The following is a 17,272-nucleotide window of genomic DNA, read 5'->3' on the forward strand; positions in this document are numbered from 1 at the left end:
CATCCGGCGCAACCCTCGATAGGAGCTTGCCGCGGGGCGGGCCGCCCGTCACCTCAGAAGGCAAACATAGGGTCTAGGCGCTGCACACCGATCGCGTCGGCGTTCGCAGTATATTCCGGGCTTTCAAAGCTGACGCCGACATGGCTCTGGGCGGCAAGATTGTAAATCTCGGTCGGTCTGATCTGCTGGACCAGGCGGATCAGATTGGTCGGGTCGGTCATGTCGCCGTAGTGCATGAGAAACGGCACGCTCCCGACATGCCGGTCCTGATACAGATGATCGACGCGCGCGGTGCTGAAGGAAGAGGACCGCGTGATCAAGGCGACCCGCCGTTGAGAGTTTTGATTAGTCAAATTTCACCCTGATGCAAACGAACCGATCGATTTCCGTGGGCCTTCACCTCCGGCTGTAGGTACTTGCCGGCAGCTAAACCGTTGCGCGGTCATAAGAAATGAGTCTGAAGGACAATAGACGTTTATAGCGATGATTTTGCAGAGCTTTTTCGCCTGGCCCTGCGGTTCGCTATGCTGGCAAGGTGTTCAGATCAGCTGCGCCAAGGGCGTCCCGGCGCGGCACCAGAGACACTGAACGCAGTTTCGAGCCCGCATCGGCATATTCCAGCGCCGAAAATTGCTGAGCAATCAAAGATAGATAAAGTTGTGAAGTGCCACTGCGAGCGAGTGAAATCCGTCGAAAAACGCAACCAAGTGCGGAATTTATGCGCCGATAGCGAGCTCCTTGCATTAATCAAAGTCGAAAGCTAGCTACCATCCGGTAGGGACTCTACCTTTGTGCGGGCCGGTTGCTTGGGAGTCGAAGAAATTGACGCGGGTAGTGCCCATCTTGAAATTCGGCGAAGCGCCATGGTAGCAGGATTTGGCCATTTATCTCTTTTGCCTGGTCACCGCGCTTAAGACGCCAAGCAAAAAAGGCCTCCGCAGGACTTTTCTCAAGTTTGAGGTCGCACAGGACCGGTGTTGAGGTCATTGAGAAAAGGCCGGCAGGATATAAGGGAGTGCGAGGCTGCAATCGAGCATTGCACGGGCCGAAGCAGAACTCCGAGAGTCAAAACTAGAGCATGCCGCAGCGGGAAATGCGATCGAAGCCGAACGGGTTCCAAACGACGAATTGAGCAAACGCCTCGGGACTCTCTGAGACAGCTGGAAGAAGCAGTATTGGAAGATACGTGATCTATCTCACTTGAATTCAGGAACACGCGATCCGTATTATCTTCCTCACGAGACGACGGGGGAGATCTCCAAATGCTGGATACCGCTACCGCCGAGCTTCTGCGCGCTGTGCTTGAGGAGGTCTGCGCGAGCATTTCCCGATACGAGACGGGCGTCCGCGCACATGTTGCCGCTAAGCTTCTGGAAGCCGCAACCAGAGGCGAAAGGATACCCGGCCGCCTCAAACAGATTGGTGTCGAAGCGCTTCGAGAAGCACCGACCATGTGGCGGTAGACGCCGACAATAACTCAGGTGAATTTCCAGGTTACCGTTCTAAAGATTCTTGTGAGCTATCCGGACGGGTTCGCGTCGATGGCGGAGCTTAAACGTGATATGGCGATTTTAGCGACGAGCGGTCGAGACTGGGCCGAGCGTACCAAGAGAATGGCCGCTCGTGTCCAGAACCTCGACATCTTTTCGCAGGGGCTCATTGAGCGGATGAACGGTGGCTGGCGTATCACGGAAAAGGGCCGGGCCGTCCTCGATGTGATGGAAGCGCGACGGGTCGTGCTGCAGCCGGAGACGAACGTATCTGCTTCCGGGCAAACGGAAGCTGATAATGATCGATAGGCCGTGTCAATGATGGAAGCGCGGACAACGTCCGCGACGTCCGACTATGATCCGTTCTGCTGACGAGAGACGGCTTGACACGTGATTGATTTCGTTCTGCGCATCGGCCATCGAAATTGCTGCGGATGAGCAAATCTGCGGCAATCGTTACGTCCGGCGATTCATGCACCGATGCCACATGGAGCGGACCATTCGATGGCACCGATCGTCAGCTTACAGCAGCTTGATGCTCTCGTGGTATGACCGCGCTCTAATTTGAGTCAGCGGTCATGCCGGCCCCGCTTATGTTGTGGACGATGAAACACAATAGAGCGATCGAGGCGGCCCACAGCGCGAGGTGCTCCCACCAACATAACTCGCGCTCGGACGTGTCACGCGCGATGGCTGCGGCCAAGCCGCCTAGCGTCATTCCTGCCATCACCATCGCAAACAAGTCAACGCCTTCCATAAGCGCTCCGTTCGATGTGGCGTCCAAAATCTGCCATCGTATTCCTGTCGGTTTGTTTTGCGTGCTTGCGTTTGCGTCTGACCAGCCTCGCTGCGTTCGAAGCTCATCGCGGTTCGTCTTGACGCGGAGGGAGGCAGCCGCGGCTAGCTGCGCTTTATGAGCTACGACACATCCGGCGTTGGCTAGCCTGGTGCTTCCACGTTAGGAACATGAAAGTCGTAGTCTTTGCTGTCGCTACGCCTGGGCGCACGCCAGCTAAGCAAACCAGTGCGTCTGATCGAGAAAGCCGAGATCCGTCCAATGCTGTCCAGTATCATTGTCGCTCGGCACCTGTTGAAAGTTTGCGGACAGCCTGAGTTCGGAGACCTCATTCACCGGCGACTGCTTTGAACTAGCTACAACTTGACGTTACGTACGATTCAAGCCTCAGAGACCGATCGTGCAGAACTGTCCGTAGAAGGCTCTGTTCGAGCGTTCGAGGACCTTGCATCGTACATGATAGGTACCGTCCCCAGTCCGCAGCTATCCACAATTGTGACTCGTGCCTGCCAAAATGGGAGGCACAAGCGCTGTTGAGCGACATCAATGCGCTTTTCGAGCGTTTCCAACTACGGTGTATTTGTAGCCGAACAACCGACCGCTCGGGTTGCTGAGGTTATGGGCTCGGATTGCCGGACAGTCCGGGCCCCTCTCCTGCAAGGCATGTTCGAAGCGCAATCTCTACTGATGAATTGTTCCTCAGTGATCGAGGAAACACTGGCAAAGTCAAAAAGCCTGAAACGCCTCTGATGGATGACAGCACGCCTCGAGGGTGACGCTGAGAATTTTCACGATTGTACACTGTTGCCAAACCGAGCGTAGGACTACGAGCATCAATTGTTATGTTGGCCACAATTCGAATGACGTTGATGTTTAGCAGCGGTCCATTCGGAGACGCTTGTACGAATTGCTTTCTGAGAGCGGCGTTGTCGGTTGCGGCACGTTGCTTGCTTCTGCTCAACGTAACATCGCCACTCAGTCTGGTGATGTAGGGGCGGGCCCGATGCGCCCCTGCTCGTGTGTCGGGCCCGCCCTGTTCTATTCTCTGAGCCAGGAACTCGCATCGACCTGGCGGCAATTCGCAATGACACGGCCTAGAGTAAAAAGGCCGCCCGAAGGGATGGATACGCGTATGGAACGTCGGGACGGATCGCGGCCGCAGTATCGCTTGCCGCCTGAACCAGCGAGAAACTCTGTCGTCGTACCTGCGACGGATCGTCGAAATTGTTAAGAAGACAACCGACGCCTTCAGTTGCGTCCGCGGCAGCCCATTGCCTCGACAGTCGAACTGTGGAAGCCGTCTCCGGTATGAGACTGGCTGTTTTACCCCAATTCCTCGCATCTTTTGGAGAAATACGCGATGCACAACGTCGTTTGCATAAAGCAGGTTCCGGACTCAGCGCAGATTCGCGTGCATCCCGTAACGAACACCATCATGCGCCAAGGCGTACCGACGATCGTCAATCCTTACGACTTGTTCGCGCTCGAGGCTGCTCTGGAGCTACGCGATAAGATTGGCGGCGAGATCACCGTTCTGACCATGGGGCCTCCCGCCGCCGAAGACTCGCTGCGAAAGGCGCTGACTTTCGGTGCAGATCGCGCGGTATTGCTCACCGATCGTGTGTTTGCGGGGGCCGATACGCTAGCGACCACTTACGCGCTCGCGACGGCTATTCGTAAGATCGGAGAGGAGTACGGCCCGCCCGACCTCATATTCGCAGGCAAGCAGACGATCGACGGTGACACCGCTCAGGTTGGGCCAGGTATTGCCAAGCGGCTCGGAGTGGTTCAACTCACCTACGTCGCTGAGATCACGAACCTGGATCTCGCGGCACGCGCAATCGAGGTAGAGAGACGCGCGGAAGGCGGCGTGCAGGTGCTGCGCACGAAGCTTCCATGTCTCATCACCATGCTAGAGGCGACAAACGAGATCCGTCGGGGCGGCATGAGGGACGCTTTGCGTGCGGCACGCACTGACATCGCAAAATGGAACGCACAGGACGCTGGTGTGGCAGATATCTCGAAATGTGGTCTTAAGGGCTCGCCGACTATCGTTAAGCGTGTCTTTGCGCCCCCGAAGCGTGCTGAGAAAGCAATGATGGTGGAGGGCGCCGAGCAGCCTGTACCAGCGTTGATCGACGCGATCTTTAAGCACCGGCCAAAGCTTGAAACTGAACTTGCAGCCCTGGCACACGCTTCTGATTCGAGGTCATAGCGATGGGCCGTTGAAATCTCTCACGACTGTCGCGGCGCGGTATTATCCATGAAGCCTTGGTACAAAATTCTCTACGCCCAGGTGCTGATTGCCATCTTCCTGGGCGTTATCGTCGGCTGGCTGTGGCCCTCGGTCGCCACCAACGACTGGGTCAGGGCGATGGGAGAGGGCTTCGTCAAGCTGATCAAGATGGTGATCGCCCCGATCATCTTCTGCACCGTCGTCTCCGGCATCGCCCATATCCAGGACGCCAAGAAGGTCGGCCGCATCGGCGTCAAGTCGCTGATCTACTTCGAGATCGTTTCGACCTTCGCCCTTTTGATCGGGCTTATCGTCGGCAATCTCGTCAAGCCGGGCGCGGGCTTCGGCAGTGGGGCGGCCAGCGCTCTGGCGGTCGCAAGCTATGCCAGGCAAGCCGAGGGACAGAAGACTGTCGACTTCATCCTGCACATCATTCCCGACACCGTGGTCGGCGCCTTCGCGCAGGGCGAAATCCTGCAAGTGTTGCTTTTCTCGGTGTTGTTCGGCTTCGCCATCATGGGGCTCGGGGAGCGCGGCCAACTGATCCGCAACTTCATCGACGATGCCGCGCACGCCGTGTTCGGCGTCATCTCGATTGTGATGCACGCAGCGCCGATCGGCGCGTTCGGCGCGATGGCCTATACCATCGGCAAATTCGGCACCGCCGCGATCCTCAATCTGATCGGGTTGATCGCGACCTTCTACGCCACGGCGGCGCTGTTCGTGTTCATCGTACTCGGTACCATCGCGCGGGTCGCCGGCTTCTCGATCTTCAAATTTCTCGCCTACATCAAGGACGAGCTGCTGATCGTGCTCGGCACCTCGTCCTCGGAAAGCGCACTGCCGTCTTTGATGGAGAAGCTGGAGCGCCTCGGCTGCTCGAAATCCGTGGTCGGCCTGGTGGTACCCACCGGCTATTCGTTCAACCTCGACGGCACCAACATCTACATGACGCTGGCGACCCTGTTCATCGCGCAGGCGCTCGGCGTCGATCTCACCTTGGGCCAACAGATCACCATCCTGGTGGTGGCCATGCTGACCTCGAAAGGCGCCTCCGGCATCACGGGCGCCGGCTTCATTACGCTTGCCGCGACGCTCGCGGTTGTCGATCCGCGGCTCGTGCCGGGCATGGCGATCGTGCTCGGCATCGACAAGTTCATGAGCGAATGTCGCGCGCTGACCAACCTTTGCGGCAACGGCATCGCCTGCGTGGTCGTTGCCTGGTGGGAGGGCGAGCTCGACCGCAAGAAGCTCAATGGGCGAGTTTGCCGGTAGATCGATCGGCGAGCATCATCGATTAGGCGCGCCCCCGCGCTTGCTGGCCGATGATAGGACGAGCACGAGAGCGACAAGTTCGTTACGGCTTGGCAGTTGGATCGGCACGCGCCGATGATCTCTGCGCGTCGGCGGAAGAAGCAACAGCGCACGTTGCAACCGCACCGTGAGAGTTACACGATGGTGCCGTCGTCGAACCATGAATAGCCGAAGATGCCCGGGATCTCGGTTGTCAGAATGGCAATGTCAAAACCGTAGAGAATTTCAAAGCCACATTGAATTTGATTGAGCCGCAACTTAGCCGATTTCCACATCATCTTGATAGTTCGGGGACATGGCGGCTGGCTTATCGAAGAAGCCGAAGGCGCATCTTGAGACGGCGCATTGAGGTCTAAGTTAGGCACTGCTCTAGGTCGCAACGGAGGCGCTCTGCGGCGGCGCTGCAATACGTCAAAGCTATCTCCGAAGAAGCTCCGTTAACGCGTCGATCGCTTCAGCCGAGCAACGCATATCCTCAATTTCCTGAGATATCATAAGAGCTCTTGCGCGAATAGCCGCGATACTGGAGAGTTCTGGAGCGTGACATTCAAGTGCGTCCAGGCGTTGGCTCAGTCGATCTAGCTGAGACTGAAGTCGCTGGATGTCCGCGTCACGACGTGTTGGAGAGTTGATGGCCCAGGTCCGCCGCGCCTGCATGATTTGTCCCCTTCTTTAGCTCCCGCCACCTTCTTAGCACGGTTCATGGCCGGAATGGTAAACCATTGTAAAGAACGAAGCGGTTTGAAGTCGCACCAATCCTGATCTTGTAGCTGCCAAACATTTTAGCAGCTGTCGTCGCGCCGAGCAGCAAAGGTTGCCGTCATCAAAGTGGGTCGCTGGCCGGTAGACAAAAAGTGTGACCGGCCTCATGGAATGACTTGAACCTGACGTAGCGTCAAGTTGTAGGATTAGAGACAATCGTGGGTGACCCGTAGGTCAATTCAGTCGAGAGAGCTGATTGCCCGCTACGTCAAGCACCTGTGTAGAGCGTTATGATTGAATGCGCGACGAAGAAGGATCAGCGAAATCCGGGATGCTACTGGTGACAGCGCGCGTTTCGAAGCGCCTGCACGCGGTGGCCATGCAGGAGAAAGCAGCCATTGAGTTGGTGCAGGAGCAGCCAACTGCTCGGGTGTGGCCGTTTGGCGACCTCGGTTGCCGGCAGAAGGGTGCCGCAAGTTATAGGATGAGGTCGATTGAAGTCGCCACCGGTCAAATGGCCACAGCCTCGTCTCGGCCGGTCGAGCGCGCCACCGCCACGACGTTCCCCTACTGCCCAGCCGAGACAGCAATGGCTTGGTCGGACGATGGCGGCGCCAACATGTTGTCTGAGTAAACTGATGCGTTGCTTCATGCGCACCTAAGAAAGCTCGAGCCGAGGTCGGGTCGTCCACGGATCGAGCGACCATGCCACCGAGAGCGGGGCGAGAGTAGCGTCCAAAAGCGTTGTGCCTGGGACGCCTGTCTATCCTCAGCGCGATCGCGCCTCGCCCCAAGTCGTGAACCGTTCGCGACTTGCTGGGCTGTCCGCGCGGAACAACGGCGCATCCCATCGGCGCACAAGGTAGGCGGATTGAAAGGTAGGGCTGTCTGGCGGCTTTATCGAAAGACGGGGTGCGTTGCGACATGTGCCCTGCACATCATGACAATACAAGGAGCTTACTGCCATTACGTGGCAGTGCTTGTCTGAAGCGAAGAAAGAAGGTTCGAGCAGAACGTGATCTGCGTTGGATTCAACTTATCTGCGAGGCAAGAGAGGTAGCATGAGAGCACGGATTGGGAGCCAGCTCGAGGCTGGTCGCGTACATCATGGACAATTCGCCAGCCCACCCGGATCAGGTCCTTGTGGTCTTTTCTTTGTCCAGGGGCCCTGTGGCTGCAAGCTCAGGGTCATTGGATTGCTCCGCCCGCGCTGGGAACATGTCTCCGTCTCAACACCGCGGCGTTGTCCGAACTGGCAGGAGATGTGCTTCGTCAAGGACCTCTTTTGGGATGAGGAAGAGTGCGTGATGCAGCTGCATCCGCCCCAGTCCGAATACGTGAACAACAGCCGATACTGTCTGCATCTCTGGAGGCCGACTAGCCAGGAAATTCCGATGCCGCCCTCGGGGTTTGTGGGCATAGTTGGGCTTGGCCCTTCCGAAGCGGCTACGCTGGCTGCACAAATGCGAGTCAGGTAACCCTGACCATGGAGCGGTCTTAGAGCTCGCACGGTTAAGAACTGGGGCTCATCCCGATCGTGACGTATAGCGCGCTGCCCGCAAGATCCGTCGGAAGAATGCAATTGATCGCCAATTTTTCCGCTTGGTGGTGTTCAAGAATTTCGCGCTGGGATCGATAATTCATCGCGCTGGGCAGTCATCCTTTTCGTGTGCTCGCCCGCTTTATCTACGACGGCGAACCCATCCACTGTTCGGATATAATCTATCAATACAATCGATTTTACGAACTACCGAGAACCGCTGATAACAAATGCCGATGAGACTTTAACTCAGGCGCATCGGAATGATTGGCAACGAAAAAGAAATCTCAATCGAGGTCGGATGCCAATTTGGAAGGTGTTTTCGTGGACCAGCAGAAAGCGCGCCAGATGCCCGTGGTAAATGACTATCGGCAAACCTTCGTATAGTTTTTCCAACCTCTTCGATGTTGGCCTCCTACCTCCGTACAATTGAGCCTCCCCTCGACGGCACTTTAGCCTCGTGGCGAAGGCGAGAGTTGTCGATTTAAGGTGTCTAATGTTTCTTCAAAAGGATCGTGTGGAGTGCGGTCAGGTGGCGCGTCACGTCGCGCCCAAGTTGCAGAAGAAGTCCTTCCTTGATCTGGTCCGAATGGCCCATACGCTCGATATCATCGCCGTTGTGTGCGACGATCGGGCAGTCCATCAACCGATATTGGAGATGCTTATCTCGGCAGGCTATGTGCCAGATCTGTTCCACAGTGCAGATGAATTTGTGAATTCGAAGCGTTTCATCAGCACGTCTTGTTTGATCTCGGACATGCAATTGCCGGGCGCAAGTGGACTAAATTTATGCGAGCGCCTTGTCGCATCCGGAAACGCGATTCCCACCATTCTGGTTCTCGCAGGTCCCGACGACGACAGCCGGGCTCGCGCGCTGCAAGCCGGGGTGTCGCGATTCCTGCACAAGCCATTCAGCAATAGCGAACTGCTCGCGTGCATCAAATCGGCACTCAAAGACCAGACGACGATTCGGAGCCGCGCTTGAATATTGCTGTTCGCAACTTCCAGAGTCCCTCGTGTGTGACCAGTACGGTGGGCGCCTGACGGCCGAATGGGTGCAAGGTTATGATCCGCCGAACTCGAAGGGCTTCAAAGCGGCGAGCTGCCTTTCCAAAGATTCGAGTTCAAAAAGGCTAAAGCGTCGGAGAAACGATGGCTGACATCACCACATGCCGGGATATGCGCACGTCATGACGTGCAGTGGAAATAGTTCCGGCGCTCAGAGAAACTCTACCGAAGCTCAAAAACGCAATTTCTGCGAAAGGCCTAAAGCATGCTAGACCCTAACCCATTAGAAGTACACCGCCAGATCGTTTCACGTCTGGGAAATCCAAACCCCGTTATCTTGGACATCGGTTCTTATGACGGAACTGATACGCGACGTTTTCTCCAGCTGTGCCCAGAGGCGCGGTTCTATTGCTTTGAGCCCGATCCTCGAGCGGTCCTTCGCTTCAAGAAGAACATGCAAGACCTCAACAATGTGAAGCTATTTGAGGTCGCGATCAGCGATCGAAATGGCCTGATTGAATTTCATCCAAGCAATGGGGATGGAGAGGCGGAGGGATGGGATCTGTCGGGCTCAATACGCCGGCCAAAAAACCATCTAGCTGAGTACGATTGGGTTCGATTCGATCAGCCAATTTCCGTCGAAACCCGGAGGTTGGATGACTGGAGCAGCGAAGCTAACGTAAACAAGATTGATTTGATATGGATGGATGTTCAGGGAGCAGAATCCGATGTCATCGCTGGTGGCGGACGTACCCTGAGCAATACGCGCTTCATCTACACGGAATATAGCGACCGGGAGCTTTACGAAGGGCAGCTATCCCTGCAAGCCATTCTCGAGCTCCTACCATCGTTCGAAGTGGTGACTCTCTATCCCCGCGCAGTGGAGGGTGACGTATTGCTTCGGAATAAAAACTGCTAACTCGGATTCGGCCTTCTGTTTGCCGCAAGGTATGTTCGCTATCGAGCGCAAACAGAAGGCCGACAAGTCGGAATAGGCTTCTTAGTCAAACTCATGATCCTGGTACGTGACCTCTACTCCGCCGTCGAGCCGACAGCTATCCCTCCACTGAAGGGCGTTGGCGTCCCAAGAGGTGACCCGAAATAGTAGGTTAAGGGGGTATTGAAATCATAGAATCTTTGCGTCCTCGTGGGCTCACCGCACGGGGTGCTCGCGTTATTCTATCGCTAAGCCCAGAAGGTGCAAAAATTGCGAGTCGAAGCCTTGGCGATGCCGAGACATTGAGCACCTGTGAGACGTGCGAGAAGCAGCCCGAGGTCGGTCAGAGACGATAAGCTCAGATGCGGTAAGCACGGACGCATCGAGTTGAGGCAGCCATGATTGACTGACCTGTCAGGCTTTAGTGGCGACGTTTTCGCGCAGATTGATCGATGAGGAAATCATCCAGTTTCCGACCCGCACGAATTTGCGGGCTGAGCCATCGGGGTAATCTGCCACGCCCTGACCAAGTTTGCGCTGGGTTTTTCGGGTTTCGATACTTTGGCCGCACTGGCGGGTAGGGGCGGCGCTCACGGGTGGGCCGGGCAACCTTGTCGACCCCTCCGATCTTGCGCAGCCGCTCCTCTAGTTTGACCTTTTCTGCCGCAATCCGTTGAGCGAGAGCCGCAGCCACCTTCTCGTGGAGACTCCACAACTCATCGACGGTCATTGACTTCAGGTCATTCATTTTCATTGCGATCGGCCACTACGGGGAAATCTCATCGTGCATTAAATAGCGGCGTGCGAAGTAATACACAAGGCGCGATTCCAGAGTGGCAAAAGAACGACCTCATGAAGGACGCCGCAAATGAAGAGCTGGAAGCAGCGCAACGTTGCTGGAGGGGCGAGGGGAAAAACAATCGATGCCCTAAAGCTTGATGCTTCAACGACGTTAGCGCCTATGTGAATCTACTGGAATGCAAGTACTGGTCCACATTTTGGACCGAGCAATCTCACTCCACGAGCTATATGGCTACCACGCGGCGGCTCAGCATATTCAACCCCATCAATCCAAAACGACATATCCTCAATGGCAAGCTGGGGATTAAAGGTCCATCCGGTCTGGACGGCTTTCACCACTGCGAAGGCCCTGCGTGATGAAAATGAATCCGGAATGATGACATCAGCATCCTGCTCACATGTTGAGAGAAGCTCAATAAGTTCTTTGACCTTCATTTCGTAGCCTTCGCATCGCAGTTGCGCGGGGTGTCCATCGATAGGTTGTGAAGGATCGGTGAACCGCCCGTCAAGCTGCAAGAAAACCGATTACAATCAAGCGACGCTCTCTAATCCTGAGTCCGGGGAGACCGTTCCATCTCCGCGTGCGGCCTCGAGGGCATTTCGGCGTTCAGGCGCCTGTCGCGATAAATCCGACAAGTGGATTTGATGGCCTGCTACTGAAGACCTTCCGATTCTCGGTTCCGAAAAGCGACGTTGGTGAGGGGCGGATGTTTCCCGCGTGGACCGTAATGCCAGCAACAGTCATCGGCCGCACAGTTGGTTCGTTCTGGCCGACGAGATAGTGCGACCAAGGTAACGCCTTCAAATACGGTGAGCGAAGTGCCCCGACGTCACCAGTTCGTCCCGGGCAGGGCGCGCTTTGAGTGAGGTTGCGACGGCAGTTGCCTCCGCAGCAGGACTCTCCGGCCACAGGGCTTGAATCGGACCAAGCGTCAAGTTGTATGATGCCAAAATGACTTCAACCCAAAAAGAACACGAAGGGCCGTGTCATGATGTCCTTGTTGCCGATCCAAAAAAGCGCAACCGCTCTGCAAACTGAGAATTCTCAATGACTGCAGTTTTCGTTTTACTATCAATCCTGTTCATAGGTTTCGCAGCAGGGTACACCCTGCGCGCATGGCGTTCTCATAAGCGGCGTGAGCGCTACCGTTTACACGCGGCCTCATTTCGGCCCATTTCCCGCGTTTCAGAACGTCCTATTCAATCGCCCAAGCGCAGAGCATATTGAGGCTTGGTGATCGGAAGCGGAGCTCGAGAAAACCTTGGGCCGAGCCAGATGATGAGGAAGTGCAGCCCAGGCGATTGACACGGAAGATGATGTTCCGGCTCATCGGTAGCTACGGGCCTTTCCTTTGATGATTGCGGGTCCTTAATGCGACACCTCGCTTGCGAGCCTCGCGTCATCCACCCGCAGTGCCCCCGCCGAGTGCACCGGCGGGGGTCTCCTCTTGAATGCCCTGTTGCAAAGCGAGGGCGAAACAGCCACCTGGGGCCATTGAAAAGCCAAGACGGTTGGGCAGGGCGATATTGAACAAGGAGATGACGTCAGATTGAAAGATCGACGCCAATCTTGCTCGGGCAGCATCCCGTCTGGAGATTGCGATTTCAGACCTCGGCAATTGCCATCGCCGCGCCGTTGACCAAGTGCGCTGGCCATTCCTGGTATTTGGCAGGCGATTTCTCTCTGTTTGGTCGCGCGCGTTGCTGCTCAATCGCAGTCGCGGCGGAACAATTGACCAAGGTGCGCCAGGCGAGGCGCGCAGTGATCGCAGCTGGCGCTAGGCGCTTAAACCCGCACGCGACGACATCCCTGGCGCTCCAGGCGCAACGAATCGCCCGATGGCAAGATCGAGCTCCGCAGAGAGGAGCGTCGAGTGTGAGTAGTTTGGCGAATGTTAGCCAGACGGACTCACGCCGGTTTCGAGAGCGCGCCTCTCATTTGCCAGTGGCTGGTCTTTCCGTTCGCTGAAATCGCTTGAAGCTCCCGCAGCGTCAAGTTGTAGGCTTCAAGAAATCGATCGTGACCACGCGCCACAATAGCGCATGTCATGCACGTGATTGCTAATCTGAAGGTGCCGGCTGTGGTGGCAACGAGATCTGAAGCATCTTGCAGTCGGTTTCGCTCGACGGCGCCAACGACAATTGCCGCGATCTACGAGGCCGCGCCTGCCCGTTCCGGAAACGCCAGCAGCAACTCCGCTCAGTCCGAGAGCGCTTGATGGATCTCAAATTGATCATGGGCAAAGTCGCCAGCGGCGCCCCCCTGAGCCACCAGGAAATGGCCCTGGCATTCGACAGTATGCTATCCGGCGCGGCCACGCCCTCGCAGATGGGCGCTTTGTTGCTGGCGCTGAGGGTGCGCGGGGAGACAGCGGAAGAAGTGGCCAGCGCAGTTTCCGTGATGCGCAGCAGAATGCGATCGGTCAGTGCACCGCCCGATTCGGTCGACATCGCGGGCACAGGCGGTGACGGTTCCGGTTCGCTCAACGTCTCAACGTGTGCTTCTTTCATTGTGGCGGGTGCCGGCATTCCTGTCGCCAAGCACGGCAACCGCGCCCTATCCTCGCGCTCAGGCTCCGCCGATGTACTGGCCTCGCTCGGAGTGAAGATCGATTTGGAGCCAGAAGAAGTCGCCCGCTGTATCCGGGATGCCGGAATTGGGTTCATGTTTGCGCCGACCCATCATCCGGCGATGAAGAACGTGGGTGCAACTCGCGTCGAACTCGCGACCCGCACAATCTTTAATCTCGTCGGGCCCCTCTGCAATCCTGCCTGCGTCAAGCGGCAGGTGATCGGGGTGTTTTCGCGCCGGTGGGTGCAGCCTCTAGCGGAGGTTTCGAAGAGGCTTAACGCGGAATCGGTATGGGTGGTTCACGGTTGCGATGGGCTCGACGAGATCACGCTCACCGGTCCCACTTTTGTCGCCGCGCTCGAAAAGGGCGAGATTCGGACCTTCGAGATGACGCCGGAAGAAGCCGGGTTACCTCTTTGCGGACGGGAGGGATTGAAGGGCGGGGACCCCGATAGCAACGCGGTTGCACTGCAAGGCGTGCTTGAGGGCGTGCGCGGCCCGTATCGCGATGTTGCTCTCTTGAACGCGTCAGCGGCCTTTATAGTGGCCGGACGGGCCACAACTCTGAAGGAAGGCGTGGCCATCGCACAGGCATCACTCGACAGTGGCGCCGCCGCCGGCCGCTTGAAGCTTCTGGTCGCAGTCTCCAATTCCAAATAGACGGCATGATCTATCCCGACATTCTGACGAAGATTGAGACATATAAGCGCGAAGAGATCGCAGCTGCCAGGCGGACGCTTCCGCGTGCCGAGATCGACGCGCGAGCGCGCCGCTCGCCTTCGCCGCGCGGCTTTATCAGCACAATTCACAAGAAACACGCGTCGGGTAGCTATGCTCTCATCGCAGAGATCAAGAGAGCGTCGCCGTCGAAGGGGCTCATTCGCGCGGACTTCCACCCGCCATCGCTTGCCAGATCCTATGAAGCAGGGGGCGCCGCCTGCCTCTCGGTCTTGACGGACAAAGTGTCTTTCATGGGCGATCTTGACTTCATGGAGGCGGCGCGGGCGGCCACAAACCTGCCAGTTTTGCGCAAGGACTTCATTTTCGACACGTATCAGGTCATCGAGGCTCGCGCCCGTGGTGCCGACTGCATTCTGCTGATTATGGCGGCGCTGGACGACGGGGCCGCTCGTGACCTCGAAGCTGCGGCTTTAGCGTATGGTATGGACGTGTTGGTCGAGATTCATGATCGAGCAGAGCTCGATCGCGCCCTTAAGCTTCGCTCGAAGATGATCGGTATCAATAACCGAAACCTGCGCACCTTTGTGACAAACCTTAAAACAAGTGAAACGCTGGCGCCGCTCGTCCCGAAGGATCGCCTGATTGTCAGCGAAAGCGGCATCTGTGCGTTCGATGATCTGGCGCGGCTCTCGCGAGCCGGCGTCTCGACTTTCCTCGTAGGCGAAAGTCTCATGCGTCAGTCAGACCTCGCAGCAGCAACTCGCGCGCTACTTTCACCAAACCAAGCCGCGGCGAGCGGGTCGCGTCAATGACACGCAAAGTCTCCAGCCAACTGTTGCGGCACACTCTTATTCACTCCGAGAACGGTACCTTTCGCACGAACGCCTCGGATGCCGGCCTGGAGAGCCGTGAGCGGTGGGCAAGGCCAGGCCCGCATCCCGCGAACGATCGAACTTGGATGTCGATTCGTAGGGGGCTGCTGATCTTGGGTTGCCTTGTCAGATGAGCGATATTCGATCAATCGAGGCGATCGAGTTTCGGCAGGCCATGCGAAATCTGGCCAGCGGCGTTGCCATCGTGGCGACCGGATCGGCACTTGAACGGCGCGGGTTAACGGTGAGTTCTATCACCTCGATTTGTATAGAGCCCCCTTGTTTGCTGGTCGGCATTAACATCAATTCCGGGACTCACGATGCGATACTTGCGACCGGCAGGTTTGGCGTCAGCCTTCTTGCTATTGATCATCAGGAGATCGCTCTGCGATTCGCCGGCCGGGATGGCTCCCAAGGTCTCCAGCGGTTCGATACGGCTACTTGGGATCAGGGGATTCTCGACGTACCCCTATTGCAGGGCGCAATCTGCGCGCTCGAATGCCTCTTGCACCATTACCAGGTCATTGGCACGCATGGGCTATTTATCGGCCGAACCGTTGCGGTGCGCCCAGGCGATGGCAATCCGCTTATCAACTGTCGCGGCAAACTTCGAACATTGCCACATGATTGAACGCAGTGTTTGCAATGGCCTTTTAGCGTTGACAGCTAGACGTGTGGTTGAAATGGATGGAGCCAAGTTATGATCGTAGAATGCTCGCCCGACCGCGGCATCCGTCTGACGGAGCCGCTCGACTTTTCCGGGTTCAAGCTCGTTTTGAGAGGTGCGCTCGGTGTTCCACCAAGGCTCGGAGGAATTACCGTCGTTGATCAGGACAATGCGTTGGTTCCTATCGATCTAGTGCCGAACCTGCCTGGTCGTCCGAACGACAATCGAGATTGGGACGTGGCCTACAGCCAGATGGTCGATCGTGCCCGCGAACGAGGCTGGATCGATCTCAAAGTAAATGCGATCCGTGCACACATCGAAAGAGTGGTCTGAAGCCTTCACCGCCCGAGCCATCGCGCGAGACGCTCACGCGCGCACGGGCATTATATATTCAGGCGTATCACAGATCATGCCCTGCAGCCGCTGGCATGAGAACGGCGACGCTGTCCCTGTTCTCAGCGCTCGCCATGATCGCCTCGAGAGAGGGGGGCTCAGGTAAGGCCTCGCCGTCTGCTGCCATACCTTCCAGATGAAGGGCCAAGGCTTCAGCGGCCCTGGCGCGCGCATCGTCCAGATCCGTACCAGCGGTGCTCACGCCGGGAAGATCAGGAAACGAGACGCCGTAGTCGCTGTCCGCGTCCTTGTGGATCAAAGCAAGGTAGTATCTCATGAAAGCTGCTCTCCGGGCCGATCGCTCTCTCTATGCCTTTCATTTTCAACTGTTCAGATGCGTTTCCAGAACTCTCCCGGGAGACGTCGGATGAGTCCACGCAGCACCTCGTTCGTTGCTTTGGGCAAATCCGTTCGCCACTAGCGGATTGGTATCGGTTGTAAACTGCGGGTCGTGGAGTCTTCAGATGCATGCTCTGCTCGAATAGAGCGGCCGAGTGACGTTCCTATTCGGGAACAAACAACCATAGACCGCGTTTCAACCAAGCTCGAGCTGTTTTGCAGATCGAGCAGAACGGCCTCAGCATTTGCCCCCCCCCGGGCCAACTGAGGCCGTTTTTGCTTGGAGCTAGTTGGACACGTCGGGTGGGGGTTCGGTCTTGAGTTTATCCGTCTTGCACTGGGTTTGGACGATTGCCGTACTTGCGAGCCGGACGATCGGGATATTTCGAAGTTTTCAGAACAGGTCCATCCTAAATGCCGCCTTGTCGGCATTCATTCCAGGTTACGGGTTCGTCTATTTCGTTGTTGGGAAGCGAACGTCGCAGCGCCTGGTCGAGCGCGAAGATCCGGCGCGCGCTGATTTCAAGACCTGATTGGGACCCCGAGCGAGTCGCGGCTGATGCCCGCACAGCCAACCCGTACCACCGCCGGAAGTCCTGGGATTGACCTTGAGTGTCGGAGGCGAGACGCGGGTCGCCCCGAAGATCTGGCGTGCGCTGAATGCGCGGGAGGTTGATACCGCGACGAATATAACCGAGACTGGCTCTAGAACGATCGGAAACTGCATGACGCCCGTGATAGGCCTCGCTCGCTTGCGCATGTCGCATGATGGGCATTTCGTCGCGGAGGCGTTGACGGGTTTGGCGCCAGCAGGATTGCGAAGCAGAGGGATGAAGGTTTGACCCGACTAGTGGTTCATCACAGTGGTTTTGACTCTTTGGCGGCAGCTGGATAGGCGCGGCCGAGTTTGGCGCGGGCTTTGTC

15 protein-coding genes and 3 pseudogenes are annotated in these 17,272 nt (G+C 57.0%); 12 read left to right on the forward strand and 6 right to left on the reverse strand.

Annotated features, from left to right (window positions below; genetic code table 11):
• Positions 1-74 precede the first annotated feature (74 nt).
• Positions 75-353, reverse strand: a pseudogene (locus tag SO139_RS41370) (GDP-mannose 4,6-dehydratase); the annotation flags it as partial.
• 909 nt (positions 354-1,262) lie between these two features.
• On the opposite strand from SO139_RS41370, the gene SO139_RS41375 reads away from it, so the two are divergent.
• From SO139_RS41375 to SO139_RS41390, 4 genes and pseudogenes are all read left to right on the forward strand, one after another.
• Positions 1,263-1,463 carry a hypothetical protein gene (locus tag SO139_RS41375; RefSeq protein ID WP_449380752.1) on the forward strand — a complete coding sequence of 67 codons (201 nt, stop codon included), beginning with the start codon at positions 1,263-1,265 and terminating at the stop codon, positions 1,461-1,463.
• 18 nt (positions 1,464-1,481) lie between these two features.
• Positions 1,482-1,757 (forward strand): annotated as a pseudogene (locus SO139_RS41380) (hypothetical protein); the annotation flags it as partial.
• A 1,889-nt stretch (positions 1,758-3,646) separates the two neighbouring features.
• Positions 3,647-4,501 carry an electron transfer flavoprotein subunit beta/FixA family protein gene (locus SO139_RS41385; RefSeq protein ID WP_449380753.1) on the forward strand — a complete coding sequence of 285 codons (855 nt, stop codon included), beginning with the start codon at positions 3,647-3,649 and terminating at the stop codon, positions 4,499-4,501.
• A gap of 48 nt (positions 4,502-4,549) precedes the next feature.
• The gene (locus SO139_RS41390; RefSeq protein ID WP_449380754.1) at positions 4,550-5,797 is read left to right on the forward strand and encodes a dicarboxylate/amino acid:cation symporter; all 1,248 of its coding nucleotides are present in this window, start codon (positions 4,550-4,552) and stop codon (positions 5,795-5,797) included.
• Between the two features lie 173 nt (positions 5,798-5,970).
• Here the strand turns inward: SO139_RS41390 and SO139_RS41395 are convergent, their stop codons facing one another.
• The gene (locus SO139_RS41395; RefSeq protein WP_449380755.1) at positions 5,971-6,093 is read right to left on the reverse strand and encodes a hypothetical protein; all 123 of its coding nucleotides are present in this window, start codon (positions 6,091-6,093) and stop codon (positions 5,971-5,973) included.
• 743 nt (positions 6,094-6,836) lie between these two features.
• Between SO139_RS41395 and SO139_RS41400 the strand changes: the two genes are divergently transcribed.
• From SO139_RS41400 to SO139_RS41415, 4 genes are all read left to right on the forward strand, one after another.
• Positions 6,837-7,172 (forward strand): hypothetical protein, encoded by a 336-nt coding sequence (locus SO139_RS41400; RefSeq protein WP_498541842.1) that lies wholly within the window; start codon positions 6,837-6,839, stop codon positions 7,170-7,172.
• A 427-nt stretch (positions 7,173-7,599) separates the two neighbouring features.
• Positions 7,600-8,016: a DUF7694 domain-containing protein gene (locus tag SO139_RS41405; RefSeq protein WP_449380757.1), complete on the forward strand. Its 417-nt coding sequence runs from the start codon at positions 7,600-7,602 to the stop codon at positions 8,014-8,016.
• Positions 8,017-8,610: 594 nt separating this feature from the next.
• Complete coding sequence (locus SO139_RS41410) at positions 8,611-9,063, forward strand: response regulator transcription factor (RefSeq protein WP_498541843.1); 453 nt, start codon at positions 8,611-8,613, stop codon at positions 9,061-9,063.
• Positions 9,064-9,351: 288 nt separating this feature from the next.
• On the forward strand, positions 9,352-10,005 hold the full coding sequence (locus SO139_RS41415; RefSeq protein WP_498541844.1) for an FkbM family methyltransferase: 654 nt from the start codon (positions 9,352-9,354) through the stop codon (positions 10,003-10,005).
• A gap of 439 nt (positions 10,006-10,444) precedes the next feature.
• Here the strand turns inward: SO139_RS41415 and SO139_RS41420 are convergent, their stop codons facing one another.
• Both SO139_RS41420 and SO139_RS41425 read right to left on the reverse strand, forming a co-directional pair.
• Positions 10,445-10,777, reverse strand: a complete 333-nt coding sequence (locus SO139_RS41420) for an H-NS histone family protein (protein WP_498541845.1) — start codon at positions 10,775-10,777, stop codon at positions 10,445-10,447.
• 215 nt (positions 10,778-10,992) lie between these two features.
• Positions 10,993-11,259, reverse strand: coding sequence for a hypothetical protein (locus tag SO139_RS41425; RefSeq protein WP_449380761.1), 267 nt, complete (start codon positions 11,257-11,259; stop codon positions 10,993-10,995).
• 1,780 nt (positions 11,260-13,039) lie between these two features.
• Between SO139_RS41425 and trpD the strand changes: the two genes are divergently transcribed.
• From trpD to SO139_RS41445, 4 genes are all read left to right on the forward strand, one after another.
• Positions 13,040-14,056 (forward strand): anthranilate phosphoribosyltransferase, encoded by a 1,017-nt coding sequence (gene trpD / locus SO139_RS41430; protein ID WP_449380762.1) that lies wholly within the window; start codon positions 13,040-13,042, stop codon positions 14,054-14,056.
• A 5-nt stretch (positions 14,057-14,061) separates the two neighbouring features.
• On the forward strand, positions 14,062-14,889 hold the full coding sequence (gene trpC / locus SO139_RS41435) for an indole-3-glycerol phosphate synthase TrpC (RefSeq protein WP_498541846.1): 828 nt from the start codon (positions 14,062-14,064) through the stop codon (positions 14,887-14,889).
• A 190-nt stretch (positions 14,890-15,079) separates the two neighbouring features.
• Positions 15,080-15,580 (forward strand): flavin reductase family protein, encoded by a 501-nt coding sequence (locus tag SO139_RS41440; protein WP_449380764.1) that lies wholly within the window; start codon positions 15,080-15,082, stop codon positions 15,578-15,580.
• A gap of 69 nt (positions 15,581-15,649) precedes the next feature.
• On the forward strand, positions 15,650-15,949 hold the full coding sequence (locus tag SO139_RS41445) for a hypothetical protein (RefSeq protein WP_449380765.1): 300 nt from the start codon (positions 15,650-15,652) through the stop codon (positions 15,947-15,949).
• 94 nt (positions 15,950-16,043) lie between these two features.
• Here SO139_RS41445 and SO139_RS41450 read toward each other — a convergent pair.
• A pseudogene (locus SO139_RS41450) lies at positions 16,044-16,286 on the reverse strand (type II toxin-antitoxin system HicB family antitoxin); the annotation flags it as partial.
• A gap of 472 nt (positions 16,287-16,758) precedes the next feature.
• A partial coding sequence (locus tag SO139_RS41455; RefSeq protein WP_498541847.1) for a hypothetical protein occupies positions 16,759-17,272 on the reverse strand: 514 nt, incomplete at its 5' end.

The sequence above is a fragment of the Bradyrhizobium sp. UFLA05-89 genome (assembly GCF_059803475.1).